The following is an 18512-nucleotide window of genomic DNA, read 5'->3' on the forward strand; positions in this document are numbered from 1 at the left end:
CCGGTGTGGCCGGTCCCGGGGGCGGGTGAGCTGGATTCGGCGCTGCTAGGCGAGCTCGGCGAGCGCCGTCTCGATCTCCGCAGGCAGGACGGTCGGCTCGAAGCGCTGCACGACCTTGCCTTCGGGGTCGACGAGGAACTTGGTGAAGTTCCACTTGACCGCGTCGGTGCCGATCGACTCGGGCATCGTCTTGCTGACGTGCTCGAACAGGAAGCCGTGGTCCGGGCCGAAGTCGCCGGGCGCCTCGGCGCGCAGGTGCTGGTACAGCGGGTGCGCGTCGTCGCCGTTGACGTCGATCTTGCCGTACACCGGGAAGGTGACGTCGTAGTTGACGCGGCAGAACTCCTGGATCTCGGCGTCGGTGCCGGGTTCCTGGCCCGCGAACTGGTTGCACGGGAAGCCGATGATCTGCAGGCCGAGATCGTCGGACTTGCGGTTCAGTGCCTCGAGGCCCTCGTACTGGGGGGTCAGGCCGCACTTGCTGGCGACGTTGACGATGAGCAGGTACTTGCCGGCGTAGCCGCTCAGGTCCTCGGTGGTGCCGTCGGCGGTCGCGACGGTGAAGTTGTGGACGCTCATGAACACTTCCTCTTGATGTCGTGCGGATGGAACGGAACAGCTGTTTCGGATCGTGCACAGGAATTCTCGTGTACAGGGGTTTCAGCGCGTTCTCGCGGCGTAGCAGGATGCCCTGAAATCACACTGGATGTTACGGCTCGCGTCCCAACCGTGGATCCTCCACACCACCGGCTCCGCCCGGCGCATGCACCGGACGCGGGCGGGCCGTGCCGAGGAATCGTCCGAGGTCGGGAACCTCTTCGATCGGACGAGCGCCGCCGGAACCACCTGGCAGTCGCCGAACGAACTGACGGCCGCCTGGAGACCATCTTCGGCTGCTGATCAGCGTCGGTCGTTCGCCACCACGGATGCCTTCGCGATCAACGAATGTAAACCCAGTGTCCAGCCGAGCACTGCTGCTTTCGGCCATCCGGGGTGTACGTGATCACTCCCTCTTCGCCCGTGCCACAGGGGCCCGCAACAGCTCCTCCGCCTCCCATCGTCCCCGGCGGGTTGGGCGGATTGTTCACCGCGTCGAACTGGTCGGCGCAGTACTGCGTCCACGGCGACCAGGAACCGTCGACATAAAAGGTGGTTCCTCGGTTGTGGACATTCTTGTCTGTTCCACACCCCGAAATCTGTTGGGGTCCGCGTATGGGCTCGAGCGGCTGGTCAGAAGTCACTTGCGGATCGAGTGGCGCCTCGTCCGGTTCCACAGGTGCGTCCTCAACATCCGAATAGCCGCCGGCCGCAGTCTCCTCCGGTGGCGGCGTCGCGGCTGCCACCGGAGCACTGCTGACGAAAGGCGTTGGGGAGACCGCCACGACAGTCGGAGTTGCAGACGATGCACCCCCCGTATCGGTCGGCGTGCTCCCGTCAGCACAACCGGCAACCACCAGCCCCAAAGCAACCAACCACACTGCAGCAGTTGTCCTCATCCCCACCCCCAGTTTCCGGACCGCGCCGAACCCCCGACACGGTCGATAGCCCGCGTGTCAACACCGAGAACATCGACGACTGCGGCACCAGCATTACAGGCCGGTCGGGCTCGCGGGGCGAACCGGCAGGCCCGGCAAGGAAATCCGAAATCTCCTGTGCATCCGAATCAACGCAACGCCGGGTCGATGCGAACCCGGTCAATCCGCTTGTAGCCCAGACCCTCGTCGCGGTCCGTGCGAGCCCGCGAATGTCGCTAGGGGGCCGGTGACCACTGCTGAATCGCGACCGTGACATCGGTCAGAGTGCTCGCATCAGTGCTGGCGGCGAACTGGAACGCCGGAACGTGACAGGCATCCAAGTCCATCCACCCGGCGTTCGCCGTGACCAGGGACGGGTCCCGCGGAGCCTGGTCCGTCGCGATCACGGTCGCGTTGGGATTCAGTGCGCGCCACCGAACCAGGATGCGACCACTGTCGCAGTGATTCTGGGGTGCGGTGTACGGCATGTTGTCCGGTCCCGGGGCCGCCGTCCACTGTCCCGGGAATGCCCGGGCCGTACCCGTCCAGGACCGCGACAGCGTCCATTCCGGAAGTGTCGTGGGGAAATCCGGCGAGGGCGCCGCCCCGGACCTGTTGGGGCCGGGCCACTGAGTTCCCTCCGCCGCGTGCGAATCGGGGTGAGCCTCGTCCGGTCCGGCGGTTGCGCTGTCAGCGTCCGCCGAGCCGCTGGACCCAGCGTCCGCGGGTTGCGGCGCGGTAGCTGCAATCGGGGCACCGCTCGTGAAAGGCGTTGGGGAGACTGCCGCGACCGTGGTGGTCACCGAGGACTCACCCCCCGTGTCGGCCGGCGTGCCGCCATCAGCGCAACCAGCGACCACCAGACCCGAAGCAACAAACCACACTGCAGCGGTTGTTCTCATACCCACCCCTTGTTTCCGGACCACCCCGAACCCCGACACGCACGACCCGCGCGTGTCCCGACACCGAGAACATCGGCTGCCTGTGCACCACCATTACAGGACCGACGCGTTCGCCGGGACAGGAGGGGAATCCAGAACCACTCCCGCGCATCCGGATCCACGCACACTGTGCGGTGTAACGAACACGGCAAACCGGACGATGCTCGAAGCATGAAAATTTCACATCGATTTGCTTCAGCCGCAGCCGCCGGGCTTCTGGGCACTGCGATGTTCGTTGCGGCGCCGGGCGTGGCCGGCGCTGCCGATTCTTGTCAGCTCGGGTGGTCGAATGTGGGACCACGAACGTGCGCCATGACCGACGTCGGAATGGCCCCGGTGTGGACGCTCGGAAACGGCATCTGTGCAGGCATGCTGGTCGCTTCCGGGAACGCGTTCGACGGACCTCTGTGGGAGTACTCCGCAGCTCCGGGGGCCGTCCATTCCGTCGAATTGAGAATCTCGCAAGGCTTCTCACCGCTCGGCGAGTGGGCGCCGACCGTCCTGGCGTGCGACGTGACTGCGATCGTCGAGTGGCAGAACCTCGACACCGGTCAAAGTGGCACGGTGAGCCGGTACGTTCCCGCGAGCAACACGAGCACCCGGCCGATGAACGTGCATGTGGGTACGGGCCCGGGACGCGTTCGGCTCACCTTGCGGACCGACCACCCGAGCATTCCTGTTTCGACGGAGGTGGTCGTCCCCTGACGCCACCGCTGGGGGTGACGGCCCGGGGTTCCGCACCTCGCCGCCGCTCACGTCATCGAGCAAGACCCCGCAGGGCACTGACTCGAATCACCGGAAATGGGAGGCATATTCGCTGAAAGGTACCTGGCCGGTGGGGCTCGACCTGACGGCGTCGGCAACCGCCGAAGGAATGGGAGCCCAGTGGGCGGGCATCGCCGCCGCGAGGGAAGGCTTCAATATGTAGAGCAGGGCGAAGTTCACCATCCAGAGCGGCGGCGCCATCGACATGCCCACCTGCGAACTCACACCTGCCTTGGTATTGGTGACCAGTTGAGCTGTGCCCGAAATCTGCTGCGCTGCGAAGCCATAGACGGCCTGCACCGTGTAGGCCGACCGGTAGAGCGCCACCAGGCTTCGTGTCGCACCGTTGTTCCGCAGCCAGGTGCCCACGAACCCGCCGGGAGCGATCAACGAGTTCACCTGCCGCGTCGGCGCGTCCGCGTTGGCCGGACTCTCCAGCAGTCCGCTGGTGTTCACGTAGAGCCCGTAGCTGGCCAGAACCGACGGTATGGCGTGGCCGTCGACGTCGGAATAGAGAGGACGGCCGTTCGTATTGGTGAGGATCCGGGCGCATGCATCGATCACCTCGGCCGCTTCGCGGCTGCCGCCCACCCCGCCGCCGGTGACGAGGTCGCGATACTGCTGCTCGGACAACGCGTCACTTGGGTTCAGCCCGATCCGACCGGCGATCTCGTCCGCCGCCTGCTGACCGAGTGGCTGATTGAGCTGAGCCGGACCGGTCGTCTGCGTCGGTGCCAGGAGCTCGTAGCCGGGTGCCCCGGAGAAGGGGATCGCGAACCCGGTGTCGACCGCGTCTGCCGCGGGTGCGCCGCTCGCTGTCCGGCCGGCTGTCGGGGAGAGAAGACACACTCCGACGAGTGCCAGGACCGAGAGGGTCCTGGGGTAGCGCGCCGCGCCGTGTCGACGCGTCACGCGAGCCGGTCCACTCGACCCATCACCCAGAGATGCAGAGGGTTTCATGTCAGCTGCCGCCCACGCCGAGGGCGGTCAGCAGCACCAGCACCACGGTCACCACGGCGAATACGCCGTGCCCCGCGACGACGGCAACAGGGAAGTGCTTCTCCGCCGGGTCCGGTGCTGCGGGGGCGGGCGGGGCGCCGACAGCACCGGCCGCGGCGCGGTAGGTCGGTATCCATCGCACCAACATGGCAAATCCCAAGAGCGCGACGGGTATCAACAGGACGAAGGCAATCCAGGCAACCGCGTCCTTGTCGGCGACGAGGTAGACGATCCACACGATCAGACCGATCACGGCGAGTGCGAAGTGCCCGAATATCAGTGCCGGCGGAAAGTGGCTGCCATGTGGTTGTCGTGACCCGCCTTTGGCGATCCAGGTGGCCAGCATGTAGAAACCGCCGACCGCCGTCAGTAGCCACGTCACGAGCGCTGCGACACCCATGTCATCTCCTAACAAGTGGTGGACAGGACGGATGATTACGACTGCACCGACCGCTCGTGTCCGGGGGGCGGACCGAAACCCTCTGCCTGGGTTTCCTCGTCAGCTACCCGAACCCCGTAACGGAACGCGAGCTTGCCACCGAGATATCCGGACACGGACAGGGCGACCACGCTCACCACCGACAGCGCGATCTCCCCGACACTGACCGGATGTGGCTGCCCGTACTCCGACTGACGCCAGAGAAAGTTGACCGCGAACGCCGCTGTCACCGCGAGATTGAGGGCCATGTGCACCAGGCCGGTGCGGAACGCCGGCGTCCCCGGCGGTATTGCGAACAGGTCGAGGAAGCCGATCATCGCCGCGGCCAGAGCCCCGAGGACCCCGATCGCGATCAGCCACACCGATCCTTGGGTGAGGAAGCCAGGCTCGTCGACGACCCGCGACCCAATGTCGAACACCAAGCTCGCCACCCATGCCCCGATCGGCACGTTCACCAGGATCGGGTGGAACGGATGGCCGTACGGCCCGGCCAACCCCGCGCTGACCGGGTGCTTGCCTCGGTCCGCTTCGACTGGCACACCGACCACCTACTTCACGCCGGCGAGGTTTGATGGTTTCAGCGTGGTCCAATTGCCCAGTCCGGTCAAGACCACCCGTTCGGTTGCCGAAAGCCACTTTCTTTCCAGCGGCCACCTCGCACGTGCCGACGTCATCGCTGGACTGATCAGCGACGTCCGCACCCGCAAACCGGCCTGGCACCATCGATATCGTGCCACGTCAATTCTCCACTCGCTGTTGTGAAGTGGAGCCCTGCCTCAGGTCGTGGCCTCGGCCTTGTCGAATCGCGCGCGGTTCTCCTGGATCTCGTCGTGGTGGGTACCGGCCCAATCGATCAGGGTGGTGATGGCGATGAGCAGGGTGGCACCCAGATCGGTCAGTGCATACTCCACGCGCGGCGGCACTTCGGGATAGGCGCTTCTGGTGACGAGACCGTCACGCCGCAGCTGGCGCAGGGTGTGCGTGAGCATTCGCTGCGAGAGACCGGGAATGGAGCGCAGCAGGTCGGTGTAACGCAGAGGCCCGCCCCGCAGCGAACCGACGACGAGCACGGCCCACTTGTTGCCGGCCCGCTCGATGATCTGCCGAATGGTCTCCCCCTGCTCCGCCGGCCATCGGGAGCACGGCCCGGGAAGCGCCCCGTTGTGCCCCGTGTTCGGATCGGGTTCCATGGCGCACCTGCCTTCCGCACACGCGTGTGCGTTTTGTATCGCCTTCGATACTGCCCCATCATGGAGTCACGCACTATTCGTAAGGCACCAGTTCAGAGCTGTGTAACCAGGCACCGTCGACGAACGACCTTCCGCAGCGTCGATCGCCTGGATGCAGCCCGCTGGCACCTGCACGGGCGGCGGCCCCCGCGCCGGGCTGTCACGCCTCCGGCCGGTTTCGACGGTCGGGCTTCGCCCACGAGCAGCAGCGGAAGTTTCAGCCGATGCGGGAGCCCGCGCCCGCACCCCTCCCCGAAGGAAGACCATGTTCATGCGCGCCGCAACCGTTTCCCGCTTCGGCGGGCCCGAGTCAGTGGAGATCACCGAGGTCCCGGTACCGGTCCCGGGACCCGGGCAGGTGAGGATCAAGGTCGGCGCGGCTGCGCTGAATCCGGTGGACGTTGCCATGCGTTCGGGAGTCTTCGGCAACGATGGGGAGCGGATCGGTTTGGGCTGGGATGTCGCCGGCACGATCGATGCCGTGGGCGCCGGGGTCGACTGGGCGGTCGGGGATCGGGTCATGGGCCTGGCCACCGGCCACGTGAAACCGCTTGGCACACATGCCGATCACGTCGTGCTCGACGCGACCGCCATTGCCCCGTCGCCCGGATCCCTCGACGACGTGCATGCCGCGGCGCTCCCCCTCAACGCGCTGTCCGCCGCTCAGGCCCTGGACATGATGGCGCTGCGGCGGGGGCAGAGCCTACTGGTCACGGGAGCGGCCGGCGCAGTCGGAGGACACGCGGCGGAGCTGGCTCACCGGATGGGCCTGGAGGTCACAGCACTGGCCTCTGTCGGTGACGAGCCCTTCCTGCTCTCGCGCGGAGCCGGGCACTTCCTGTCCCGCGGAGCGGACCTTGGGTCTGCCGATTTCGACGGCGTGCTCGACGCCGCGGGCCTGGGCCGTGAGGCGATCGACGCTGTCCGCGACGGTGGCTCGTACGTCGGCTTGTGGCCGGGGCAGGAACCGGAGTCGGAGCGCGGCGTCAGCGTCGACGCCCTGGACGTACGGGCCGACGGCGCCCAGCTCGCCGAGCTCTCCCGCCTCGCCGACCAGGGGGTAATCGTGGCCCGCGTCGCACAGACCTACCCGCTCGAGGATGCAGCGGCAGCCCACACCCGGTTGGCCGAAGGCGGCGTGCGCGGACGACTCGTTCTCATCCCCTAACGCCCGAACAGGCGCCCGACCGGGCCAGGGCAGGCGGTTCTCGCCGCGGAACGGCCGGCCGCCCCGACGGGGACGGTCCGGCCGCGGCGCGCTCTCAGGCGGCGATCAGGTCGTCGATCTGGTTGATCGCCAGCGAGGAACCCTCGATCACTCCCATGTCCAAGACCTGCTGCAGCGCCTCGGCCGACTCGAAGGTGCTCACGTAGGTTGCGCGAGTGCCGCCGTCATGCTCGGCGAAGGTGTAGACGTTCCGGGAGACCGGCAGGGCGGGGTTCGGGTTGAAGTCCGTGTCGGCGAAACCGTCGACGAAGGAGAAGCTCGTCGGCTCGTCGACCGCCGTGATCTGCCAGTATCCGGCGAACTTGTCGCCGTCCGGTCCGGTCATGAAGTACGTCGTGCGGCCACCCGGGGTGAGGTCGTGGTCGACCACGGTCGCGGGGTGGCTCGGCGGGCCCCACACCTTCTCGAGCTGGCGCGGGTCGGCGTAGATCTGCCAGATCCGCTCCACCGGTGCGGCGAAATCGGCCGTGATGGTCAGGGTCAGGTTGTCGAGATCTTGCTTGACGTCGGTCACAGGCATTCCTCAGCCCTCCTTGGTCGAGTCTGATGCGATGAGTTCGTCGATGCGTGCGATGCGCCCACGCCACACCTGCTCCAACTCGGTGAGCATGGACGCCACCGATCGCACCGCCGCCACGTCGCCGCTGGCCAGCTGCTCCCGACCACTGCGTCGCTTGACGAGCAGCCCGGCCTTCTCCAACACGGCGACGTGCTTCTGCACCGCGGCGAAGCTCATGTCGTACTCAGCCGCGAGCGCGGAAACCGAGTGCTCCCCGGCGAGCACGCGGCGCATGATGTCGCGCCGGGTGCGGTCGGCGAGCGCGTGGAACAGGGCGTCCGCCCGGTCCTCGTCGTCTCCATTCACAGTTCAAACATACAACCGCTTGGTTGTAGATTGTCAAGCCCTTTCGGCAATGCCGTCCACGCACCCGGCGCGCGGTCAGCAGTCGAACACCGACCAGCAGATGGCATTCCGCAGCTGCTGGTCGTCGAGGACGAGCTCGCGAATCGCCTCCGGAAGCCGGCCCCGCTGCCACCGGCACTCGAATCGCCCTGCGGCCTCATCCTCGCCGTCCGGCGCGGCAGCACGCGCGGCCTTGATCGCATAGGCGGCCGCACCGAGCTCGTGCGCGGCGACGTGTGCGACGACCCCGGCCTGACCGGCGGCGTACGCGGCGTGCCGTGCCGCCCCACGCAGGTCCCTGGCCGCGCCCATCGCGTGACCACCCGCGGTGCGAGCCTGGGTCATCGTCACCTCGCCACGCGCCCAGGCACGGGCATGCTCGATCGCCTGACGCGGCCGCGGGTCCTCGGGCCGAACCGACTCGAAGTACCCGAGGACGTGCTCCGCGCACGACGCCGCCCACAGAGCGAGGAGATGGTGATCCGAATCGGTGAGCGTCCCACCGCGACGGATCGTCACGAACCGAGGGTCTCGGACCTTCGGAAGGATCATGGTTGACACCCCTTCTGCTCGCATCCACCCAACACCCAAGGGGGCGCAGGCGCGACCGGGCCGTTGCGCCGGCACGGGCAGTCCGGAATTCGGGCCGCTAGGCCCGGCCGGGCAAATGGGCGCGAGACCGCCCGCAGGCCACCCGGTCGCTGCTAGTTTTACGCGGTCAACACGGCGGGCGACGTCCGCATCACTCGGAAATTCGGCCGGCCCGGCTCGGGTGCCGACCACCGCTGTCGTCCTGGGGGTTCAATGACATCGACATCGCAGGCGAATCCGCTGGACCTGCTGCGCTCGGACGTTGCGTCCTGGAATTCCCAACGGGCCGAACGCGACTCGAGCGTCAGCCTCGTCGATGCCGATCTGTCGGGCGCCAACCTGGCGAACGCCGACCTCGCGGGCGTGGACCTCACCGGCGCCGACCTGTCGGGAGCCGACCTCACGGACGCCACGCTCGCGGGGGCCGATCTGACCTCCGCCGAGTTGGTCGGCACCGACCTGGCGAGGGCGGATCTCACGGGGGCGGTCGCCCATGACGCCAACTTCACCGGCGCGTATCTCACCCGGGCCGTCCTGCGGAACGCCGACCTGACGATGGCCTACCTGACGTCGACCTATCTCGGGCACGCGGATCTCACCGGCGCAGACCTCTCCGGTGCGTACATGACCGGCGCCTACCTCGGCGAAGCCGACCTGACCGACGCCACCCTGGTCGGCACCTACCTGGGCAAGGCCAATCTGACCGGCGCGAACCTCGCCGCCGTCGACCTGGCCGGTGCCGATCTCACCGACGCCACCATGCCGGACGGCACGGTGCCCGACTGACCGGCGGCGACCGGCAAGGGCACCGAACCCGATCGACCGCCGCTTCCGACGCCGCAGGTGTCCCTCATCGGCGTTGATCACCTGGTCGAGCCGGACGTACTCGTCGAAGTCGAGGCGCCCGCCGTCATCGGCTGAACACGATCAGGACATCACCACACCCGAAGACACATAGCAGGGCAGCAAACCCGCCACCTGGCTCAGGACGGGACCCAGCCCGACGCTCGCCGGAACCGCGGCATTCATGAACGCGAAGCCCTGGGCGCCGGTGGTCAGGTTGGTCCACTGGACGATGGCTCCGTTCCACTTCGCCAGCGGCGCGGTGGTCGTGTAGTTGATTCGGTCGGGTGCCACCCGCTCGGCCGTGAATGTGAGCCATTCGCCGGGCGCGCAACTCGATATCGAGGACGGTACGAAAGCGGCGGGCGCGGCCGACGCGGCCGGCGGTGCCGCCAACGAGAATGCGCCCACCACCGCGATCAGCCCCGCCGTTCGACCAAGAGCTTTGCCTTTGCACGTGAACATCGGAAATCCTTTCGTCGTACCGGGTTCTGCCCGCTCCAAGTTGACGAATCCGCGTCACCGAGAGTTGACGGCTTTCTGAAGCGATGGCCCGAGGCGGACACACTCGGTCGGCCGTCGAGACATGCGGTGACGTCGACGACGTGAAAGACGCGGGCACCGGCCATCGAAGGCGCAGGATCGCCTCATCCTTCGTCCTGTGGTCCACACGGAAGCAAGTCAGACAATCCTATCCCCTCAACTCCGGACAGAGGGGATCCGAATGTCCGAGCATCCCACTCTGGACCACGAACAATGTTGGAACTGTTCCAAATTCGTCTTGGGGCATGCGGCGGTGCGCGACCACCGACCCGTCGAGCGTCCGGACCGATGCAGCGGCATCCCGGGGACCGCGATGCCGCACAATGGTGAACCGTGACGACACTCGAGGAAGTTGCCCCGCACGTGTTCCGTGCCACCGGAACGGACGTGAACGTGGTGATCCTGCGCGACGGCGACGCCCTGACCCTGATCGACGGCGGCTACCCCGGCGACGTCCGCGCGGTGGAACGCGCCATCCACTCACTCGGCCGACGCCCCGAGGACATTCGGGGACTGCTGCTCACCCACGCCCACATCGATCACATGGGTGCGATCGTCGCCTTCCACGAGCGCTACGGGACACCCGTGTTCACCGACCCCACCGAGGTCGCCCACGCACGGCGCGACCATCTCGAGCAGGCCACCGGCAAGGACTTCATCCCGATGGCGCACAGGCACGGCGTGCTGCCGTGGCTGCTGCGGATCGCGCGGGTCGGCGCCACCAGGTCGCTCTCCGTGAGCGACGCTCGCGCGTTCACGTCGGACGGCCCTCTCGACCTGCCGGGGGCGCCGGTGCCCGTCGCGACCCACGGCCACACCTCCGGCCACACGGCGTTCCACCTGCCGCAGCACGGGGTGATCATCACCGGCGATGCTCTCGTCACGGCGCACCCGCTGGCGAAAATCATCGGCCCGCAACTGCTCCCACCGGTCTTCGATCACGGGAAGCCGGACACCGTCGCCGCACTCGACCGTCTCGCGGTTCTCGACGCCGACACGGTGGTCCCCGGACACGGGCCCGCGGTGTCCATGCCCATCTCGGCAGCCGTCGAGCAGGCCCGCGGCCGCACCGGACGCGGTCGGACCGGGTCACCGCACCGACAACGATGACGGAACGCCTCCCCGGGTCCTCCCCGCCACGCGGACAGGCGCCCACGGCTCGTCGAGCTGCAGGCGCCTGTGCGGCATCCGACCGACGGCGGTGTGCCGGTGTCGGTCCGGGTCAGTCCGATCCGAATCCCGATGCCGGGCGGGTGAACACCTCACGCAACATCGGCACGAAGTGATCGATCGGGAGGGTCGGGTAGGCCGGGTCGAAGGACACCTGGTCCCACTCGGCGCAGAAGTGGGCACATGTGTCGAAATACGGTGAACTGCGGAACTTCTCGCGGGCGTTCGTGTCGAGCCCGAGACGGTCCCAGTAGTGGTACCCCTGGAAGATGCCGTGGTGCTGCACGACCCAGGTCGACTCCGCGTCCAGGTAAGGACGGACGATCGAGGCCGCCAGCTCCGCGTGGTTCGCCGGTGCCATCGCATCGCCGACGTCGTGCAGCAGGGCGGCGACGACCAGATCGGTCCTGGCCCCTTCGCGGTGGGCTCTCGACGCCGTCTGCAGCGAGTGCTCGTAGCGGTCGACCTGGTAGCCGAGCGTGGGTCCCTTGAGGGAGTCGAGCAGGTCGATCATCGTGTCGACCAGGCGATCGTTCAGAAACTTCTTCGACTCGGTGACGATGAGTTCGATGTCCTCCTTCGTCGACTCGTCCATTCTGGTGAAGCCGACCATGGGTGTCGGCTGGTCGATCTCGGTCACGGGGACCTCCTTTTCGCGGGCGGACAGATCTGGAACCACGGGCGTGTTGTCTTCGTACCGGCGGCGGGGCGACAACTGTGGTCAATTCTCAGCGGGTGGAACTCTCACGACGACCGACCACCGACACCGGCACGTGGGCTCCGGTCGTGGGGGCGGACTCCTCGGACACGAAGTACGCGACGGTCCGAGCGACGAGTTCGGGCGCAACCCACCCGGCCCGGTCCGCATTCGGTTGCGACCTGCGATTGGCGGGGGTGTCGATCACCGTGGGCAAGAGGGCGTTGGCCCGCACTCCGTCTGCGCGATACTCGGTGGCCAGCACGTCGACGAGGGAGAGCACGGCGGCTTTCGAAGTGACATAGCCGCAGGCCCCGAGAACGGGGCGCGGACGGCCGTACTCGAGACGCACACGATCGACCCGCCTCCGGCCGCGATCATGTGAGGGAGCACCGCCCGGCAGGCGAGGAACGTCGGGCGCACGTTCAGGCGCAACTGTGCATCGAAGTCCTCCACGCTGGTCTCGTGGACTCGTCCACCCATCGCGAAACCACCGACCAGGTTCACCAGTCCGCGCAGAGGGGCGTCGGGCCGCGAGGCGGCCACCTCGACCATGCGACCGACCGCCGCCTCGTCCAACGGGTCGGCACGGACCAGTTCGAGTCGCTCACTGTCGGCGAGCCCGGCCAGACGTCGATCGGCGTCCACGGAACGAGACGGCACCACCACGCGGCGGCCGTCGCGCAACAACCGCTCGACGACTGCCACACCGAGTCCGCCGCTCCCGCCGGGAACGAGCACCGTCGCAAGAGAACTCATCCCGACGCTCCCCTGCCTGCCTCGACGCGAAGGTCGACGCCACCCGCGGCCTCGATGTCACCGGCGGCTCGCGCCGCCAGGGCCAGATCCCGGACCTGCCCCTTGGCCAGCTTTCCTCCCGAGGAGCGGGGCAGTTCGTCGACCACGAGCAGATACTCGGGCAGGTACTCCTTGGTCATTCCGTGCCCGGCCAGATGCGTGGTCAGGTCCGAGAGCGTCAGCCCGGCAGCGGAACTCCCGCTGACCACCACGCAGACCCGCTCGCCGAAGACGTCGTCCGGCAGTCCCACGGCCACCGCCATCTCGACGTCGGGGTGGGTCTCGACCTCCCGCTCCACATGGGCGGCGGAAATGTTCTTTCCTCCCCGGATGATGATCTCCGCCTTGCGCCCCACGACGGTGAGGTAGCCGCTGTCGTCGATCGTGACCAGGTCACCCATGAGCAGCGAGCCGTCGGGTGCATAGAGTTCGCCGCTGGCCACCGGATCGTCGTAGTACCCCAGGCTCAGGAGCGGCCCGGTGCCACCCGGCTGCCCCGGTCCGCCACTCGCGGTGATGTCTCGTCCCTCGTCGTCGTACAGGCGAACGGTCATCGACGGCACGATCCGTCCGGCGGTCGTCAGCCGCTTCTCCCGGGGATCCTTGGTCGTCGTGTAGCTGAAGGCGCCACTCTCGTTCGACCCGAAGAACTGCAGCACTGTGGCCCCGGTCCGGTCCTCGAATCGTGCCGCGTCGCGGTACGGCACCGCCTCGCCGCCGGTGAACATGACCCTCAGGGACGACAGGTCGACCTGATCCGCCAGATCGGACGCGAGCAGCATGCGGAATTGCGTACTGACACAGAACAGGACGGTCGCCCGCTCCTCCGCGATCTTCCGTACCATCTCGTCGGCGTTGAAGCGGGGCAACAGGACCGCGGGCGCCCCGAGCATCGTCGGCGCGAAGTGGCTCGTCCACAGCCCGAAGCCGAAGGGGGCCGGCACCGCCGCGAGGAACACCTCGTCGTCGCCGAGTTCGCCGGCCTCGATGGCCAGTTGGGAGAAGTGCATCCAGCGGTTCTGAAACTGCACCACGCACTTCGGCAGGCCGGTGGTCCCCGAAGTGGAGTTCAGCATCGAGACGTCGTCCGGGCCGAGGGCACGCGGACGCACCTGATCGGCCGGTGCGAACTCGACCGGGACCTCACGCCAGCGTCCGGCGTCGAGCCGACGGAGCGCCTGCACCCGCCCGGCCCCGACAACCAGGTGCACGCGGACCGACAACCCGGCCGCGAGCACGAGCTGCCCGAGTTGATCGAGGCCTCGGCCTCGATCGTCCGCCCTCGAGATCAGGGCGACCGCGCCGGAACGACCCAGCAGGTGGGTGATCTCGGCATCTCCGGCACGTGCCCCGATGCCCATCGCCACGAGCCCGGCGCGCTCGGTCCCCACCAGCGCCGCATGCACATCGGCGGTGTCCGGAAGGAGCACACCGACACGGTCCCCCGGCTCGATTCCCGCGGCCACCAGCGCCGCCGCGATCGCGTCGGCGTAGGTGTCGTACTCACGCCAGCTCGTCCGGTCCGCGCCGGCGAGGAACGCCGGCCTCTCCGGAATCCTCCCCGCGTGGTCGGCGATCACCTGACCGAGCGAACGCGTACCCCACCAGCCGGCTTCCCGATAGCGCGCAGCCGCCGCGTTGTCCATCACTGCCTCCCAGGCCCGAACTCATGATCGTGTCGGCCGTCACACGACGGCCCGGCCACCCACGGTAGCGTCAAGAGTCCGTTCGATCAATCGCTTGATTGGGACTACCAACCGTGTGTTTGATCAATAGGTCTTCGGGCGCTACGGTGTGCATCATTCGTGACTCAGCTCACATGACGAGTCCCACTGGAGCGGGTCGTGGTTTCGCGTGGGCTCACCGTTTCGCTGTGCGTGGCGGAATACCCTCGCCGCGAGAGAGATTGGATCGACATGGACACCCTCGACTACGCCGACACCACCCGCGGACCGTCGGCCACGGACAAGTTGCATTACCACGAGGCAGGCGAGGGCCATCCCCTCGTTCTGTTGCACGGGTCGGGCCCGGGCGTGTCCGGCTGGTCCAACTTCTCGAAGAACCTGCCGGTCTTCGCGCGCAACTTCCGCACCATCGTCGTCGACATGCCGGGCTTCGGCGCGAGCCCGGACCTGGAGTACGACCGCCCGTATCCCGAGATCGCCGCGGAATCGATGGTCACGCTGCTCGACGATCTCGGCATCGAAAAAGCGCATCTGCTAGGCAATTCCATGGGCGGATGGGTCGCACTCGAGACGGCGGCGATCGCACCCGAACGAGTCGAGCGCATGGCGCTGATGGGACCCGGCGGGCTGTACGCGCCGCTGCTCGGGCCGATGATGAGCGAGGGCGCCCGGCGCCTCGGCGACTTCCTCGTCGACCCCACCCGAGAGGCACTCGAGGCGTGGGTCGACTCGATGGTCTACGACCCCGCCATCGTCACGCCACAACTGCTCGACGAGCGCTGGAACAATGCCACCGCACCCCGAGCCATCGAGCGCATGCGCGCAGTGATGGCGTCGCTGGCGCTGCCCGGCAAGGCACCGCTGTGGGCGCGGACCCACGAGATTCCGCACAAGACCCTTGTCACCTGGGGCCGCGACGACCGCATGCTCCCGCCGGACGGCGCCCTGTTCGCGCTGCGGCGCATGCCCAAAGCCGACCTGCACATCCTGGGCGAATGCGGGCACTGGGCCCAGGTCGAGCGCAAACACGACTTCGAGTCGCTCGTGACCGAGTTCCTCACGCGCTGACCCGGCACTTCTGTCGTCGAAAGCATCCGTCACACATGGAAAACCGGCACGATGTCGTGGACACCGCCAACACAGACCCGAAAGGGCGAACCACGGCGGCAGTGGAGCGGCCCCGAATCCTGGTGCTCACGCCGGAGCCCGCGATCGAGCAGGCGGTGCGGCGCGCCGTCGGCGATGCCGCGGCCGTCGTGGTGCCCGCTGCCCGTACCGTCGACGAAGTCCGGGTCCTGCTGCCGGACGTCGACATCGTCGTTGCGGACTGGAGCGGGCGGTTGCCGCTCGGCGCCGCGGAGGCGGCGATGGGCGGCCACCTGCGGCTGATCCAGCAACCCGGGGTCGGCATTGCCTACATCGACGTCGATGCCTGGACGAACGTCGGTGTCCCGGTGGCGAACACGCCGGGAGGCAACGCCACGTCGGTGTCGGAGTGGGCGGTCGCGGCCACGGCCGGTCTGTGCCGTTCGATCGGCTGGGCCGATGCCCAGATGCGGGCCGGACGGTGGCAACAGCACAGACCGACGGCCTGATCTCCGCCCGCGAATTGGCATTGCTTCCCCCGGAAGCGCTGGTGGTCAACGTCGCTCGCGGTCCGGTTGTCGACGAAGGCGCGCTCGCCGCTGCGATCCGGTCCGGGTCGGTGGCGGGGGCCGCGCTGGACGTCTTCGCCCGTGAGCCACTCGCGGCCGACAGTCCAGTGTTCGGGTTGGACAACGTCCTACTGAGCCCGCACGTCGCCTGCGGCAGTTCGACCGCCCGCGAGCGGATGTTCGAGATGACCGCCGCCAACGTCGCGCGAGTGTGCCGTGGCGAACAACCGCTGTGGACGCGTGGGTGATCCGGCCGGACGCAACTGCATCGACACCCGCAACCCAAGTTCAGTAAGTTTGGTAACTTTGCGACGGAAGGACGACCGAGACCGGAAGGATGTGACGGCGGTGTCCGCACAGGGACAGGACCGGAAGTCACCGGCCCCCGACCCGAGCAGCCTGCGCTGGCGGCGACTGGCCGAGATGGTAGCGGACCAGATCCGCGAGCGGATCCTGCGCGGCGACCTCGCCGAGGGCGACCTCCTGCCGAAGGAAGCCGAGCTGCGCGAGCAATACCCGGTCAACGTCCAATCCCTGCGCGAGGCGCTGAGGATCCTCGAGGCCGAGGGTCTCGTCCGGGTCCGCCGCGGAAATCGCGGCGGCGCCGTGGTCCATCGCCCCACCCCCGGAAACGTCGCCTACAGCCTCTCGATGGTGCTCGCGATGTCGGGAACCGACATCGACGACGTCGGCCGGGCCCTGCACGAGGTCGAACCGATGTGCGCCGCCCTGTGCGCGGAACGCGACGACCGCGCCACCGAGGTGGTTCCGGTCCTGCGCGCCCTGCACGAGGAATCGCTGTCCAAGGTCGACGACCTCGTCGCCGCGACCACGCTCTCGCGGCGGTTCCACGAATCCGTGGTGAAGCTGTGCGGAAACCGGTCACTGATCGTGTTGGCCGGCGCCCTCGAAGCCCTGTGGTCGAGTCACGTCACGGACTGGGCCAACGAGCGAGCCGACCCCGAGAGGATTCCGCCGGCCGAACGAGCGCAGGCCCTGGCCGTACACGGCCAGATCCTGCAGTGCATCGAGGACGGCGACGCCGCATCGGCCCGGGTGATCGCGGCCCGGCACCTCCGGGACGTGCAGACCTATCCGCACGACCCGGAGCGCCCTCCCGTCTCCCTCGACCCCGCGGTCGCGCGGGACCGCCTCTTCTTCGGCTGAGCGGGCCCGGCCGACCCGGACCCGCCCAGCCCTCGGTCAGAAACTGTTCGGGTCGTCGATCACGCTCTGCGGCACCGGATGCCGGTACAGCTTCGAGGCGTTCTCCCACGTGATCTTGCGCAGTTCGTCGGCCGAGAGCCCCTTCATGGACTCGCTGACGACCTCCATGGTGCGCGGCCACAGGCTGTCGCTGTGCGGGTAGTCCTCCTCGAGGAGGATGTGGTCGATACCGATCCGGTCCCGCAGCACCATCGTCGACGGATCCTCCACTGCGCAGAACCAGAAGTTCCGCTTGAGCACGTCCGCCGGGGAGATGTCGACACCTTCCCAGGTGCCGTACATCGACGAGTACGTGGTCATGTGGTCGAGGCGGTCGAGAAGGGCCGGAACCCAACCGATTCCACCTTCCGACATCACGATCTTGATGTTCGGGAAGCGCACCGGAATCTTCGAGAACAGCCAGTCGACGGTCGCGAACATGGCGTAGCCGAAGAACAGCGTGCCGGACACGTCCGGCGGGGCGTCCTCCGACGTGCTCGGCGACGTGCTGGACGAGCCGATGTGCAGGTTGATGACGGTCTCCGTCTCCTCACACGCCCGCATGATCGGATCCCAGTGTCCCGAGTGCACCGACGGCAGCCCCAGCGCGTGCGGACCCTCCGAGAAGGTCACCGCCTTGAAGCCGCGCTCGGCGTTGCGGTAGATCTCCTGTGCACCGATCTCCGGGTCGAGGAAGTACGGGATCTGGCAGGGGATGATGCGGTCCGGGTACGGGCCCGCCCACTCCTCCAGGTGCCAGTCGTTGTAGGCGCGGGTCGCGGCGAGCGCCAGTTCCTGATCGTTCGTGCTCAGCTGCAGACGCTGGCCGGCGAATCCGGGGAGGAACGACGGGAAGTTCAGGGACGCATACACACCCGAGAGGTTCATGTCCTTGACTCGGTGGTGGATGTCCCACGAACCGCGGCGCATGTCCTCGAAGCGCTGCGGGTCGAAGCCCCACTCGTCGACCGGACGTCCGACGACCGCGTTGAAGCCGACGTTCGGGATCTCCTTGCCGTCGTACACCCAGATGTCCGCGCCGTCACGGTGGATGACCTTGGGAGCCCGGTCGGCGAGGTTCGCCGGCAGGCGACCCTCGAAGGTGTCCTTGGGCTCGACGATGTGGTCGTCGACCGAGATGAACGGGAAGGGCCGGTGCGCCTTCTCCGGCTCGGGCAGGAAAGTCACCTTTCCCTTGACGTTCTGGGTGAAGTCGGTGTTGTGGATCAGTTCGTCGAGATTGGCCATCTCGCACACTCCTCGATTGTTCGTGGGTCGGTGAATCCGGCTGCGCTACATACGCAG

At 67.7% G+C, this 18512-nt stretch carries 20 protein-coding genes and 1 pseudogene; 8 read left to right on the top strand and 13 right to left on the bottom strand.

All coding sequences use genetic code 11. The annotated features are described in order from the left end of the window. Window positions 1–45: 45 nt before the first annotated feature. Entirely contained in the window at window positions 46–579 is a 534-nt protein-coding gene (locus ACWDU4_RS11420; protein WP_450114010.1) for a glutathione peroxidase, read from the bottom strand. Between the two features lie 2188 nt (window positions 580–2767). On the opposite strand from ACWDU4_RS11420, the gene ACWDU4_RS11425 reads away from it, so the two are divergent. After that, window positions 2768–3160, top strand: a complete 393-nt coding sequence (locus ACWDU4_RS11425) for a hypothetical protein (protein ID WP_450114011.1) — start codon at window positions 2768–2770, stop codon at window positions 3158–3160. 87 nt (window positions 3161–3247) lie between these two features. Here ACWDU4_RS11425 and ACWDU4_RS11430 read toward each other — a convergent pair whose 3' ends face one another. From ACWDU4_RS11430 to ACWDU4_RS11445, 4 genes are all read right to left on the bottom strand, one after another. Next, window positions 3248–4180, bottom strand: a complete 933-nt coding sequence (locus ACWDU4_RS11430) for a hypothetical protein (protein WP_450114012.1) — start codon at window positions 4178–4180, stop codon at window positions 3248–3250. A 1-nt stretch (window position 4181) separates the two neighbouring features. After that, on the bottom strand, window positions 4182–4619 hold the full coding sequence (locus ACWDU4_RS11435; RefSeq protein WP_450114013.1) for a hypothetical protein: 438 nt from the start codon (window positions 4617–4619) through the stop codon (window positions 4182–4184). Between the two features lie 35 nt (window positions 4620–4654). Continuing rightward, window positions 4655–5197 carry a DUF2231 domain-containing protein gene (locus ACWDU4_RS11440; RefSeq protein ID WP_450114014.1) on the bottom strand — a complete coding sequence of 181 codons (543 nt, stop codon included), beginning with the start codon at window positions 5195–5197 and terminating at the stop codon, window positions 4655–4657. A 237-nt stretch (window positions 5198–5434) separates the two neighbouring features. Next, window positions 5435–5848: a winged helix-turn-helix transcriptional regulator gene (locus ACWDU4_RS11445; protein ID WP_450114015.1), complete on the bottom strand. Its 414-nt coding sequence runs from the start codon at window positions 5846–5848 to the stop codon at window positions 5435–5437. Window positions 5849–6158: 310 nt separating this feature from the next. On the opposite strand from ACWDU4_RS11445, the gene ACWDU4_RS11450 reads away from it, so the two are divergent. Continuing rightward, complete coding sequence (locus tag ACWDU4_RS11450) at window positions 6159–7055, top strand: NADP-dependent oxidoreductase (RefSeq protein ID WP_450114016.1); 897 nt, start codon at window positions 6159–6161, stop codon at window positions 7053–7055. Between the two features lie 94 nt (window positions 7056–7149). On the opposite strand, the gene ACWDU4_RS11455 is transcribed toward ACWDU4_RS11450, so the two are convergent. The 3 genes from ACWDU4_RS11455 to ACWDU4_RS11465 form a co-directional block, all read right to left on the bottom strand. Continuing rightward, a complete protein-coding gene (locus ACWDU4_RS11455) occupies window positions 7150–7635 on the bottom strand; it encodes an SRPBCC family protein (RefSeq protein WP_450114017.1) in 486 nt (161 codons plus the stop codon). Window positions 7636–7638: 3 nt separating this feature from the next. Then, window positions 7639–7980: an ArsR/SmtB family transcription factor gene (locus ACWDU4_RS11460; RefSeq protein ID WP_450114018.1), complete on the bottom strand. Its 342-nt coding sequence runs from the start codon at window positions 7978–7980 to the stop codon at window positions 7639–7641. A gap of 75 nt (window positions 7981–8055) precedes the next feature. Next, a complete protein-coding gene (locus ACWDU4_RS11465; protein WP_450114019.1) occupies window positions 8056–8571 on the bottom strand; it encodes a putative immunity protein in 516 nt (171 codons plus the stop codon). Between the two features lie 252 nt (window positions 8572–8823). On the opposite strand from ACWDU4_RS11465, the gene ACWDU4_RS11470 reads away from it, so the two are divergent. Next, the gene (locus tag ACWDU4_RS11470; protein ID WP_450114020.1) at window positions 8824–9396 is read left to right on the top strand and encodes a pentapeptide repeat-containing protein; all 573 of its coding nucleotides are present in this window, start codon (window positions 8824–8826) and stop codon (window positions 9394–9396) included. Window positions 9397–9537: 141 nt separating this feature from the next. On the opposite strand, the gene ACWDU4_RS11475 is transcribed toward ACWDU4_RS11470, so the two are convergent. Continuing rightward, the gene (locus ACWDU4_RS11475) at window positions 9538–9957 is read right to left on the bottom strand and encodes a hypothetical protein (protein ID WP_450114021.1); all 420 of its coding nucleotides are present in this window, start codon (window positions 9955–9957) and stop codon (window positions 9538–9540) included. A gap of 372 nt (window positions 9958–10329) precedes the next feature. On the opposite strand from ACWDU4_RS11475, the gene ACWDU4_RS11480 reads away from it, so the two are divergent. After that, the gene (locus ACWDU4_RS11480) at window positions 10330–11106 is read left to right on the top strand and encodes an MBL fold metallo-hydrolase (protein WP_450114022.1); all 777 of its coding nucleotides are present in this window, start codon (window positions 10330–10332) and stop codon (window positions 11104–11106) included. A 112-nt stretch (window positions 11107–11218) separates the two neighbouring features. Here the strand turns inward: ACWDU4_RS11480 and ACWDU4_RS11485 are convergent, their stop codons facing one another. The 3 genes and pseudogenes from ACWDU4_RS11485 to ACWDU4_RS11495 all read right to left on the bottom strand — a co-directional run bounded on the left by ACWDU4_RS11485 (window position 11219) and on the right by ACWDU4_RS11495 (window position 14307). Further along, on the bottom strand, window positions 11219–11806 hold the full coding sequence (locus ACWDU4_RS11485) for an HD domain-containing protein (protein WP_450114023.1): 588 nt from the start codon (window positions 11804–11806) through the stop codon (window positions 11219–11221). Between the two features lie 88 nt (window positions 11807–11894). Continuing rightward, window positions 11895–12622: pseudogene (locus ACWDU4_RS11490) on the bottom strand (SDR family NAD(P)-dependent oxidoreductase). Next, window positions 12619–14307, bottom strand: a complete 1689-nt coding sequence (locus tag ACWDU4_RS11495; RefSeq protein WP_450114024.1) for a class I adenylate-forming enzyme family protein — start codon at window positions 14305–14307, stop codon at window positions 12619–12621. Before ACWDU4_RS11495 ends, ACWDU4_RS11490 begins: the two are co-directional and overlap by 4 nt. Before the next feature lie 270 nt (window positions 14308–14577). Between ACWDU4_RS11495 and ACWDU4_RS11500 the strand changes: the two genes are divergently transcribed. The 4 genes from ACWDU4_RS11500 to ACWDU4_RS11515 all read left to right on the top strand — a co-directional run bounded on the left by ACWDU4_RS11500 (window position 14578) and on the right by ACWDU4_RS11515 (window position 17168). Beyond that, on the top strand, window positions 14578–15414 hold the full coding sequence (locus tag ACWDU4_RS11500) for an alpha/beta fold hydrolase (RefSeq protein WP_450114025.1): 837 nt from the start codon (window positions 14578–14580) through the stop codon (window positions 15412–15414). A gap of 101 nt (window positions 15415–15515) precedes the next feature. After that, the gene (locus tag ACWDU4_RS11505) at window positions 15516–15941 is read left to right on the top strand and encodes a hypothetical protein (protein WP_450114026.1); all 426 of its coding nucleotides are present in this window, start codon (window positions 15516–15518) and stop codon (window positions 15939–15941) included. Then, window positions 15914–16249 carry an NAD(P)-dependent oxidoreductase gene (locus ACWDU4_RS11510; protein WP_450114027.1) on the top strand — a complete coding sequence of 112 codons (336 nt, stop codon included), beginning with the start codon at window positions 15914–15916 and terminating at the stop codon, window positions 16247–16249. The genes ACWDU4_RS11505 and ACWDU4_RS11510 overlap by 28 nt, the downstream gene beginning before the upstream one ends. A gap of 100 nt (window positions 16250–16349) precedes the next feature. Further along, on the top strand, window positions 16350–17168 hold the full coding sequence (locus ACWDU4_RS11515) for a FadR/GntR family transcriptional regulator (RefSeq protein ID WP_450114028.1): 819 nt from the start codon (window positions 16350–16352) through the stop codon (window positions 17166–17168). A gap of 36 nt (window positions 17169–17204) precedes the next feature. On the opposite strand, the gene ACWDU4_RS11520 is transcribed toward ACWDU4_RS11515, so the two are convergent. Then, complete coding sequence (locus ACWDU4_RS11520; RefSeq protein WP_450114029.1) at window positions 17205–18455, bottom strand: amidohydrolase family protein; 1251 nt, start codon at window positions 18453–18455, stop codon at window positions 17205–17207. Between the last annotated feature and the right edge of the window lie 57 nt (window positions 18456–18512).

Source organism: Rhodococcus sp. NPDC003348 (assembly GCF_053589375.1).